This window comes from Wolbachia endosymbiont of Wuchereria bancrofti (assembly GCF_002204235.2).
GTDB lineage: Bacteria > Pseudomonadota > Alphaproteobacteria > Rickettsiales > Anaplasmataceae > Wolbachia.
This window is the reverse complement of sequence record NZ_NJBR02000024.1, coordinates 29,123-40,823: the sequence shown is the minus strand read 5'-3', so window position 1 is coordinate 40,823 and position 11,701 is coordinate 29,123. Positions and strand designations below refer to the sequence as shown.

Below are 11,701 nucleotides of genomic sequence, written 5' to 3'. Positions count from 1 at the left end.
ACAAAATAGTGAGGAATATGTACTTTCATCCAGCCAACTACTAACTAATTATTGTGGACAACACCTGGCAGCAAACCCCAATCCTCAAAATTGGAATCAGCACCTATCACCTAATCATTTTCATCTGATTAACTAGTTATTTGATTAACGCACCTCCGGCCCCAGCTCTTAGAACTATCAAGTATATTTTTTTGAACACTCCCTTCAATTTCTGTACTGCATTCGCTTGTACTATCTGGCATTTCTTGACCATAACTTCTGTCTGTATAATTATTGCCCTCTGGCTGTCCTGAATAAGTACCACCGAAAGTATGTTGATTACTACTCTCACCTGAAAAGTGATTAAGTTCTAAGCCTGATTATTATTACCGGAAACACAATCTGAAACTACATATTCCTCACTATTTTGTGTTCCTACTTTCTTTCTCTTAGATGGCTTTTCAATTGATGGTGCTCGTTATTTCCTTAAAAGCAAGCTTCCCGGAATTCGATTGTCACCTGCTGGCAACTTTGAGCTTGGCAAGCAGCTACATAGTTAGCCTGCTCCTTATTCATTAGTTCACCTCCACCATTCATACCACATAACCATTATTCACTAGCTTCCAAGTATTCACCATAATATGGGTAGGTTAACAAAAAAAACATGTTCCTCTACCACAGATATTTATTTCCTCATCTTACATACCCTAGTTACTATAATAGCTTTACACCTTGATTAACTTTGACAGATATGGCTTAAGATATTTACCAGTAATACTTTCTGGTATATCTATTATTTCTTCTGGAGTTCCTGTGGCAACTACTTTCCCGCCTTTCATTCCACCTTCTGGACCGATGTCTATTATATAATCCGCAGTTTTTATAACGTGCAAGTTGTGCTCGATAACTATAACAGTATTTCCTAAATCAACTAACTTATGGAGTATCTTTAGTAAATTATTCACATCCTCAAAATGCAATCCTGTCGTTGGTTCATCAAGAATGTATAATGTCCTCCCAGTAGACCGTTTCGATAGCTCTCTGGATAGTTTTATCCGTTGTGCTTCACCTCCAGACAATGTTGTTGACGGCTGCCCGAGTTTTATATAGCCAAGTCCCACTTCCTGCAAAGAGACCAATTTTTCTTTCACCATTGGAAGGTTGTCAAAAAAATCACACGCTTGATCTATTGTCATATCAAGCACGTCAGAAACTGATTTTCCTTTGTAAGTAACCTCTAGTGTTTCTCGGTTATACCGCCGACCTTTACACTGCTCACATTTTACATAAACGTCCGGCAAAAAATGCATTTCTACCCTTAAATGCCCATCACCTTTACATGCTTCGCATCTTCCTCCCTTGGTGTTAAACGAAAATCGGCCTATGTTGTAACCTCGTGCTTTTGACTCTGGGAGACCTGCAAACCAATTTCTCACATGAGTGAAAATGCCTACATATGTTGCTGGATTTGATGCCGGAGTTCTACCAATTGGCGATTGGTCTATTTCTATAATTTTATCTATATATTCAAGGCCTTCTATCTTATCGCATTGGCCATACTTCGCGGATGAATCATACATTTTGCGCGCTAAATATTTATATAATGTTTCTACAACTAAACTTGATTTTCCCCCCCCTGATATCCCAGTTACACAAATAAGATTCCCTATAGGAAACTCAACATCTATATTTTTTAAGTTATTCTCACATGCATTTACCACTTTTATGTACTGAGTTGCTTGCTTTCTTCTTTTTGGAATTGAGATTGTTTTCTTTCCACTTAAATATTGCCCTGTTATGCTTTTCGAGCTACTTTGCACCTGATCTGGTGTTCCTTCTGCAACAATTTTTCCTCCATTCACGCCAGCTCCAGGACCAATATCAATTGCATAATCAGCAGCCATTATTGTATCTTCATCATGCTCAACAACGATCACGGTGTTTCCCATATCTCTCAGGTTTTTAAGTGTGGCAATTAATCGATCATTATCACATTGATGAAGGCCTATTGATGGTTCATCAAGCACATATAGAACACCTGTTAACCCTGAACCAATTTGTGAAGCAAGCCTGATTCTTTGACTCTCACCACCAGAGAGAGTACTAGATTCACGATCAAGCGTAAGATAATTCAACCCTACATTCTTTAAAAAAGTTAGTCTCTTAATTATTTCATTTAATATTTTATTTGAGATTTGCTTCTGTTGTTCTGTAAGCTTGCTCGGCAAATTCTCAAACCATTTAAGGAATTCATCGATGCTGAGCCTAGATATCTCACCTATATGTCTACCATCAATCTTCACTGTTAGTGCTTCTTTTCTTATTCTAAAACCAACACATTCCTTACAGTTAGCAACAGAGCAATATCGTTCAATAAGCGTTTCATCATAATCTATCTGGTTTTCCAAGATACCCACCAGACCTCGAAACTTCATTTCTTTAGAACCAAAAAGTATTACATTCTTCACTTTTTGATCTATGTTTTTCCAAGGAATATCAAGGCTAAATTTGCGATTTTCAGCCAGTGATAGGATCGCACTTTTTAGAAATCCATAGCTTGCATGCACTTGACGAGACATTGATCCCACTGGCCTTAAAGCGCCTTCAGATATTGAAAGTGTTTCATCTGGTACTATCAACTTTATATCAATATCCAGCTTTTTACCAAGCCCATTACATGAATAACATGCACCGTAGGGACTGTTAAAGGAGAATAATCTTGGTTCCAATTCCTCAAGAGTGAACCCAGATTCCGGACATGCAAAATTTTCTGAGAAAGTTAAAATTTGACCATCTTTATACTCAGAATTATGATTATCAGGCAAGCTCGTTATTTCCGCATACATTAAGCCATGGCCAAGCCTCAATGCTGATTCTATACTACTTGGCAGCCGGTTCCCTATATTGTCTGATACCAGTATCCTATCTGCAACAACGAAAATATCGTGTTTCTTGTTTTCATCGAGCTTAGGTAAATCATCTATATTATGTACCTCACCGTCTATTTTTAACCTCACATAGCCTTGCTTTTTTATTTCCAATATCTCTTTAAGATGCTCTCCCTTTCTGCCACGTACAATGGGAGCAAGTATATATATTTTAGTTTCCAAAGGCAGCGCCATTATAGTATCTACAATTTGAGATACAGTTTGCTTTGCTATTGGTAATCCTGTTGCAGGTGAATAAGGTACTCCTATTCGGGCATACATTAAGCGCAAGTAATCGTAAATTTCAGTAACAGTTCCAACTGTTGATCTTGGATTTTTTGAAATTGACTTCTGATTAATGGATATTGCAGGAGAGAGGCCTGTAATCGATTCAACATCTGGTTTATCTTGAATGTTAAGAAATTGACGTGCGTAAGCCGACAGGCTTTCAACATACCTACGCTGGCCTTCTGCATAAATTGTGTCAAACGCAAGGCTAGATTTACCAGAGCCACTTAGCCCAGTTACAACAACTAGCTTATTTTTTGGTATATTGACATCTACACCTTGCAGATTATGCTCTCTTGCACCCTTAATTCTTATAAAATCGTCCATACATCGCATACCTTCAATTATTATAGCCTATAAATACATGAACTTGCAGTAACTTTCTACTAATTTTTAACTATTATGGAAAATAATACGAACACAAGCTCACAAGAAGGACATCATTCAAATAGCTCATAAAAATACGGAAATCGCTTGACAAACTTTGCCAGCCCCCTTATCATAATGCTGAAGCTGATTATCTATCTGTACAGATTAAACGACAAAAAAGCTTAACATATCTGGTGTTTCATGTTTAATTTTTCGTACTATGTACACCTCGTGTTTTTTACATTATTGTCTACATTACCAACTAGTCCTGTAAATCGTGCTTGATGAGCGCTTATAAAAAAAACACCAGCTGATAATAAGATCATTTAGCGTAATTCTTACTGCAGGTTAATCTTACCTTTCTTTCTACTTTCTTTGAATCCGACATATTCTACAGTATTATCTTTTATACTTTTACTAATCTAGTTTGCAATTTGCTCAGCAATTTTATCTATAATATTTTTAGAATCATACTTATGCTCATGCCTATGTTCATATCTATTATTAAACTTATATCTATATCTTATTGTTCCTCTTCATTAGCAACTACAGTAGAAAAGTGTTTGTACCATGCCTCATTATTTTCAATATTAATATACTCATTTATATTCTCAGTACCTATAAATAGCTCATTACCTGGTGTTAACTTATTCAGATTTTTATAAAATTCGCCTGTTGTATGTGTATAAAAACTGCTAATTACATTTTGATTAGGGGGAAGGTTAAGTTAAAAGCAAACCTTTAAGATCATTTGTCATATTTAATTTAATTTAATAGCGTAATAAAGTATAAAAGGGTATTCCGATTGGTCAATAGGAAATCATTTATGGAAGCGAAACCACGGTACCTGCTTAGCAGAGCAGCAAAAAGTGGTTGAATAAGCGAATTGTTAGAATAAAATGGGCTAAATACGGTGTAACGCGGTTAAATTTTTACACTTTACATAGCTTGGGCGAAAAATCGATCATTTGAAGTTTTTTCGTTTTTCTCCTCAATCATACCACTGAATAGATATATTTATTTAGTATAAGATTAGCCACTTCCTATAATTACCAAGTTAGTTTAGTAAGCAAACCTTTCTGGATACCAGTGTCACGTACTGGCATGACACCCCACTGGTGGAGATTGCCCTAAAACTACAATGTTTATACAGCTATGGATTTTTAGGGCAAGTTCACTGTCTATAATTAGCTCCTTGCACTATTGTACTAGCATTATAAAATTAATAAAAAGGAAAGTACTGATTCCCATAAGGAGAAGCACTCGGAAAAGAATTCCCAACATTAGGATTTTGAAAGTAAGAAGGTGGTGTATTATAGTGTTTACAGCTTCCTTAGCCTTCTTGATATTATCTGACTCCTTTTCATGTTTCATATGAAAAGCTAAGCTACCAACAAAACATACAAGAAAATTAACGCCAAGGGTAACTAATCCAAATTCTGGTAAAACTGGGCAAAATACACAAGCTACTAAAGCCGCTAAAGAAATTGCACTAACTATAAACTCAATGTTTTTGAACATTTTAAGTTTATTATCTAGGTAATCTATTTTTTCTTCTTTTCTTGCCGCTTTTTTGCTACTGTGATACCAAAAGCACATACTAACATGGAAAGCAACACATACTACTGCAGCTACTATACCTAAAGCTAACAACTTTCTACTGTCTTCTGAGACTTTTTTCTTATTTTCTCTGCTTTGGTTAGTGGTATTGCCATAAATAACTATGGTGTGACCACACCTAACAAGTAAAGAATCGATACAACATTGCAATAGTAAAAATAACCCCAGAAATCTAAACCTCTATTGTATACATGTATATGTGTAGTAGATTGCCCATTACTCTCTTCATTACATTGATTACTTCCCCGTCCCACCACTGCTTAAACCCGAGCACACAAATCCTTTATATAATCTTTCAAAATTCTCCTCATTCCAATCTGTGGCGTTTCGTACATCACAAAATTGTAAAAACCCTTTAACGTTAATGTACCATCAAAATTTTTAATAGGCCAATGCATACCCTTCTAAAACACTCCTGCTCGCTGGCATAGACATTTTTCCAAATTAAAATTAAATTAATAAATATTTACTATAATAAAGCAATGCTTCCTTATCAACTCAAACATAACTTAATATCCTGTCAATATTCTTTCCACCAGCTCTTTTACTGTCGGTATGTAGCCATTCTCATAAAACGGATCTTGCTTGAATTTGTACACACTGTGCCCGGAAAACATGAGCTCATTTTCAATATTGCCGTCATGTATAATGTTTTGCAGTGTCTTTTGTATACAAAAACTCCGCGGATCTGGCTTTCGCCCTGTTGAATGGTCACCATGATCTTTCCAATTACTAAATAAACAATGGCTTAAACACCCCATGCAATTGATTTGATCTTGCCTGATCTCTGCAAATTTGTCTGGCGTTACAAAAATAACAGTTGTATCTGGAGTTCTCATTGCTTCTGTATATCCTGCTTTAGTCCATATATCTGCCAGTTCCTTGTCTTTTGAAGTAAGGTAAATATTTCTACCTCTTGCACCAATCGCAAATTCACTATCGAACTCTTCGCTGGCATTTTCTGAGAATTTTATTTGACGTGAATTCCGTTCCTGTAACTCACGTATGAAGTTATTTCTTACTGCAGATGAGTAAAACCCTGTTGGACTGAATTTATTTAAAAACACATCACCTTCTTCCAAAGTCAACAGCTTCTTCTTCCACTCTGCAGAAATTGGGCTTTCTTTCGTTAAAAGCAGACGAGTGCCAAACTGAAAAGCTATTGGTCCGATTTGCAAATTGTCAAACCAATGTTCCCAATCTTTCAAACGCCACACTCCCCCCGCCATAACAATTGGTGTTTCTGAAAGACCGATCTCGTTCATAAAAGACCTAAGTTCCACAACTCTCTCAAATGGAGCTTGTGGTAACTCTGGGTCCTCACTATTACTTAATCCATTATGCCCTCCAGCAAGCCACGGATCCTCATATACTACTCCACCAAGTAAAAAAGAAGATATTTTTTTGTAAGCACGTTTCCACAATGCTTTAAAAGCACGTACCGATGAAATAATAGGGTAATAATAAACCTGATACTTGGCTGCAATTTCTCCAAGCCTGTAAGGCATACCAGCACCACAGGTAATACCATGGACTAAGCCCTTTGCCTTTTCTAATATACCATGAAGTACACGTTCTGCCGCCCCCATCTCCCAAAGCACATTCATATGTACTCTTCCACGACCTTTTGATATTTCATTTGCTATTCTTGCCTGACTAACTCCAGCCCCAATACTATACTCAATCAATTCTTCATGTTTTTCATTTCTTGTTTTACCTTTGTAAACCAATGGTACTAACTCACCGTTATCATCAATAAGCTTGGCATTTGCACCAGAAAACGTTCCAACAGCATCTGCTGCAGCAAATGCTCCGCTCGATCCTCCATCACTAATTGCAATACCTTTACCGCCCTCGATGATTGGCCACACTTCTTTTCCTGAAATTATCATTTTTTTTATCTTATTTTTCAAAGCTTCCTCACAATCTTTCATTCTATTTTATTTAATTGCTAAAAAAATAATAGCTGTTTATTTTCTTTTGATACTATCAGAACCACACAGCAAACTTGGGTTTTAAGTAGACACACAAAAAAAAGCAGCTACTGTAGGTATAGCTTCATAATGTGTTTTTTGTTATATGATTATAGGTCTAACAGGAGGAATTGGAGTAGGGAAGAGCTTTATAGCCAATTGCTTTAAAGAATTTGGTGCTGCTGTGTTTGATGCTGATTTTATTGTACACCAGCTTTATAGAGTGGACAAAAACATAATAAGCTACGCAGAGAAAAATTTTCCTGGAGCGATAGTAAATGGTGAAATAGATAAAACAGTATTGTCCAAATATTTCTTAGATTATGATGAAAATTGGAAGCAATTTCAATCTTTAGTTCATTCAGCTGTGCGAAATGAACTAGAAATTTTTATTGCTCAGGATAAAGAGATCGATAGGAAGTTCTTAGTTCTAGACGTTCCACTTTTACTGGAAACGAGATTTCATTTATATTGCGACTTTATTATTTTCATCTATGCAGACAGTATCGCACAAGCTCAAAGGCTCAGTGAACGTAATATAAATAAAGAAAAGCTAGATCTAATTTCCAGTATTCAACTACCTGTCAAAGAAAAAAGGCAGATGAGTGACTTTACCATTGATACCAGTACAAGTAAAGAACATGTTCTCTCTCAAATAAAAGATATAGTAGACTCGTTAAGCCTCAGCAATTGATTTCAATCCACAACTTGCTTTTATTAAATCACTCTGAATTTTGACTGTATTATTTGCAGATTTTACCACTGAAATTTCAAACTTTGAATTTGCATTCAAAAATGACTTAACTGACCTGCCAAAAAAATCATACCTCCATCCCTTAAATAGTTTGTCTACCTGTCCAGACATTGACCCAACTAATTCATCTTTTGATGAAACCAATTTTCTTGATATATTATTTTCTTTACATTTGCTTTCTAAAATAATTGAGAGCATATCGAATACAGATCTATCATAATTATTTGATAGAATATAATCTTGCTGCACAAAATTTTTCTCATTCTCATTAAAAACATCTATAAATTCTAATAAATCCTCCTCTCTTATATTTTTTGTGTTCTTCCTAAGATCATCCAAAATTTCATCAACGTGTTCCACGTTTTTTTCAATAAAACCAGCTACTACAGCATTGTTCACTATCTTATTACGATTTATATTATAACGCTGTGCTAAAGTCTCTTGCCATTCACTAACCGCTTTAATAATTACCATCAATCTTGGATTTGCCTCATAATTAAACTTAATCCTCTTCCATGCATCTTTTGGATTATGCAAACATTTATTTATATCAACCACTGATTCCATCTCCTCGTGAAACCAGCCCATTCTACCACTTTCCTCAAGTCTATCGCACAATACTTGGTGTAAGTCATATAGGTGTACCACATCGCTTATTGCGTAGTCTAACTGATCCTTGGACAATGGCCTTCTTAACCAGTCTGAATTTTTAGCTTTAATTTTATCTAATACTACCCCTTGATATTGCTCTACTACTTTTGAGTAACCAATAAAGTCGTGATAATAATGACAAAACATAGCAGCAACTTGGGTATCAAAAATGGGAGCAGGAATACACTTAAACACAGTGAATAAGGATTCTATATCCTGCCGACAACTATGAAATACTTTAGTTATTTCTCGATTGAGTATGATTTTCTTAATAAACGATAAATCAACCTCCGGCGCTAATGCATCTATAATAAAACTCTTCTCTCCATAAGAAATCTGAATTAACGACAATCTTGGATAGTAAGTTAAGTGATTTCTAATGAACTCCGTGTCAGCTGCTATAAACTTTGGCTTTTTTGCTATTAACTCTTCACATATATCTTCCAGCTCTGACGTTGTATTAATTAACATATATTTTTTATTAAGTAGTTCTATTTTACTACTGATATTAAATTTTGCAATTAACGACTTTCTTAATTAAGCTTTTAGTTTTTCAAACACTTCACTTGCTCTATTTAAAATAGAATCAGGAAAACCAGCAAGTTTTGCCACATGTATCCCATATGACTCATCTGCAACGCCCTCAACTACTTCATGTAGAAAGATCACCTCTTCGTTCCATTCTCTTATTTTCACACAAAAACACTTGACACTTTTCAAGTATTTGCTTACTTTAGTTAATTCATGATAATGAGTTGCAAAGATAGCGCGGCACTTATTTACATTGTGAATATGCTCAATTACCGCCTGAGCAATAGATAAGCCATCATACACTCCTGTTCCTCTACCAATTTCATCAAGTATTACCAAGGAACGGTCTGTTGCTTGGTTGACTATGGTTGCTGTTTCAATCATCTCCACCATGAAGGTGGAATAACCAGCCGTTATATTATCCGTTGCGCCAACCCTGCTGAATATCTTATCAATCACTCCAATATGTGCACTATCTGCTGGCACAAATGAACCCATGTGAGCTAAAATTGCAATGAGAGCGTTTTGCCTCAAGAAAGTGCTTTTTCCAGCCATATTAGGGCCAGTAATTAGATGTATACCAGTCAAATTGATGCTATTTGCAATGAACTTATCATTAACTTCAACAACTGGGTGTCTTCCATTGCAAATATTGAATTCCTTGCTATCGTTAATGATGGGTTTCGTGTAATCATTTTGCACTGCAAGCTCTGCAAATGCGGTTCTGATATCAAGTTTTGCCAAAGCATTTGCAGTAAGAGCAATCCTCTCGGATTCTTTAGCAATTTCACTACACAGTTCACCAAAGATTTTTATTTCTAAGCTGATTACAGCATCACGCGCCATAAGAATTCTATTTTCTAATTCTTTCAATTCATTAGTAGTGTAGCGCATGCTGTTTGCTAAGCTTTGCCTGTGAATAAATATGTCCGAAGTTATTTTATGATTCGCTGACACTTCAACGTAATAACCTAGTATATTGTTGTGCAATATTTTCAGCGCAGCAATACCAGTCAGATCACGGTAAGATTCACGAAGTCTGGTTATTAGTTTGTTGCTATTACTTAACACATATGATAACTCAGATAGCTCTTGATTATATTTTGGATTGATAAATCCTCCTTCTTTCACGGAATTGAGATTATTATCGAGCACAGCACTGTTTAGAAGCTCGAATAGGTCTTTATGGTTACCAAGGCTTTTATATATTGTGCTAAGTTCATTTTCATCTGATTTTACTGTTATTCCAGCGTGCAACGCTGGCTGGATCCCAGTGTCAAGCACTGGGATAACATATTGTTGTAAGAGAGATTCATTTTTACCAGATTCAATTTTATACAAGAACTCAGATAACTCTAAAGTTTTCCCAAGGCCCACTTTTAACAAATTAATGTCTTTTGGTGAACCACGCTCCAGCATTAAACGTGACAAAGACCTCTCAATATCTGGAATGTTAGATAGTATTCCCCGTATTCTCTTGCGTAATTCATGGTTATTTACAAAAAATTCAACGGTGCCGAGCCTCAAATTAATTGCCTTAGAACAAGCAAGCGGTGATGCAAGCATTTGCTTTAGCAAACGCCCACCAGAAGCTGTTACTGTGTGATCGATAACTGAGATTAGTGAACCTTTCTTTTCACCAAACTGAGTTAAAAATAACTCAAGATTTCTTCTTGCTGAAGCATCGACAAGCATGAAATTTTGCTGCTTATAGGGTTCTGGTAACTCAAGTCTTGGAACAGAGCCTCTTTGCGTTACTTTTACATATTCAAGCAGTGCACCACACGCCATAATCTCCACTTTGCTGAAATTTCCTATAACCCCAAGTTCTCTAACATTATAAAATTCGCACAGCGTTCTATTAGATTTATTATACTCAAAAAAGCTCTGTGCATGCTGCGTAATCGATATTTTATAATTTTTTAAAATTGATCTGATTTTTTCATCCTCAGCTAGTTTATCAGAAATTAGTAATTCTTTTGGTGATATACGCAATAAATCACTATCCAGAGCTTTTAAATTCGTTAAGGTATGAAAAAATTTTCCCGTTGACAATTCAAGCCAGCCAATAGCATACTCCCCATTTTGTTTAACTATGGATGCAAGATAATTGTTGTTTTTATCCTCTAATAGCGAATCTTCAACAATTGTTCCTGGAGTTACAATTCGCACTACATCACGTTTTACTATAGATTTATAGCCCCTCCTTTTTGCTTCATCAGCAGTTTCTAACTGATCGCAGATTGCTACTTTGAATCCTAAATCTATTAATTTATGAAGGTAAGATTCACTACTATGCGCTGGCACTCCACACATTGGCACCTCTTGCCCATACGAATTACCTCTCTTAGTTAGTACTATATTCAGCAACTTCGCAGCTTTAATAGCATCATCAAAAAACAACTCATAAAAATCTCCCAGCCTATAAAATAACAGATGATCCTGATATTGAGCTTTTAGGTTCAAATATTGCTCCATCACAGGAGTGTTTTTTTCTCTTACGAAGTTCATAACATTTTTAAATACGTTGCGTTAGCAATAGCTTCAACTTTATTATATGGACAACATAGAATTTACATAGGAATACTTTATACTATACAAAGGCAATA

At 35.7% G+C, this 11,701-nt stretch carries 6 protein-coding genes; 1 reads left to right on the top strand and 5 read right to left on the bottom strand.

Going from position 1 to position 11,701, the window contains the following annotated elements; all coding sequences use genetic code 11:
• Positions 1-704 precede the first annotated feature (704 nt).
• The 3 genes from uvrA to CCY16_RS01530 form a co-directional block, all read right to left on the bottom strand.
• Positions 705-3,521, bottom strand: a complete 2,817-nt coding sequence (gene uvrA / locus CCY16_RS01540; protein WP_088414434.1) for an excinuclease ABC subunit UvrA — start codon at positions 3,519-3,521, stop codon at positions 705-707.
• A gap of 1,242 nt (positions 3,522-4,763) precedes the next feature.
• Positions 4,764-5,333, bottom strand: a complete 570-nt coding sequence (locus tag CCY16_RS01535) for a hypothetical protein (RefSeq protein WP_179946020.1) — start codon at positions 5,331-5,333, stop codon at positions 4,764-4,766.
• 359 nt (positions 5,334-5,692) lie between these two features.
• Positions 5,693-7,096 (bottom strand): NAD(P)H-dependent flavin oxidoreductase, encoded by a 1,404-nt coding sequence (locus tag CCY16_RS01530; RefSeq protein WP_088414436.1) that lies wholly within the window; start codon positions 7,094-7,096, stop codon positions 5,693-5,695.
• 166 nt (positions 7,097-7,262) lie between these two features.
• Between CCY16_RS01530 and coaE the strand changes: the two genes are divergently transcribed.
• The gene (gene coaE, locus CCY16_RS01525; protein WP_088414432.1) at positions 7,263-7,850 is read left to right on the top strand and encodes a dephospho-CoA kinase; all 588 of its coding nucleotides are present in this window, start codon (positions 7,263-7,265) and stop codon (positions 7,848-7,850) included.
• Here the strand turns inward: coaE and CCY16_RS01520 are convergent.
• Together CCY16_RS01520 and mutS are read right to left on the bottom strand one after the other, a co-directional pair.
• Positions 7,833-9,032 (bottom strand): ribonuclease D, encoded by a 1,200-nt coding sequence (locus tag CCY16_RS01520; protein WP_088414430.1) that lies wholly within the window; start codon positions 9,030-9,032, stop codon positions 7,833-7,835. The two genes, coaE and CCY16_RS01520, sit on opposite strands and share 18 nt — an antisense overlap.
• Positions 9,033-9,098: 66 nt before the next feature.
• Positions 9,099-11,603 carry a DNA mismatch repair protein MutS gene (mutS, locus tag CCY16_RS01515; protein ID WP_088414428.1) on the bottom strand — a complete coding sequence of 835 codons (2,505 nt, stop codon included), beginning with the start codon at positions 11,601-11,603 and terminating at the stop codon, positions 9,099-9,101.
• Positions 11,604-11,701 lie beyond the last annotated feature (98 nt).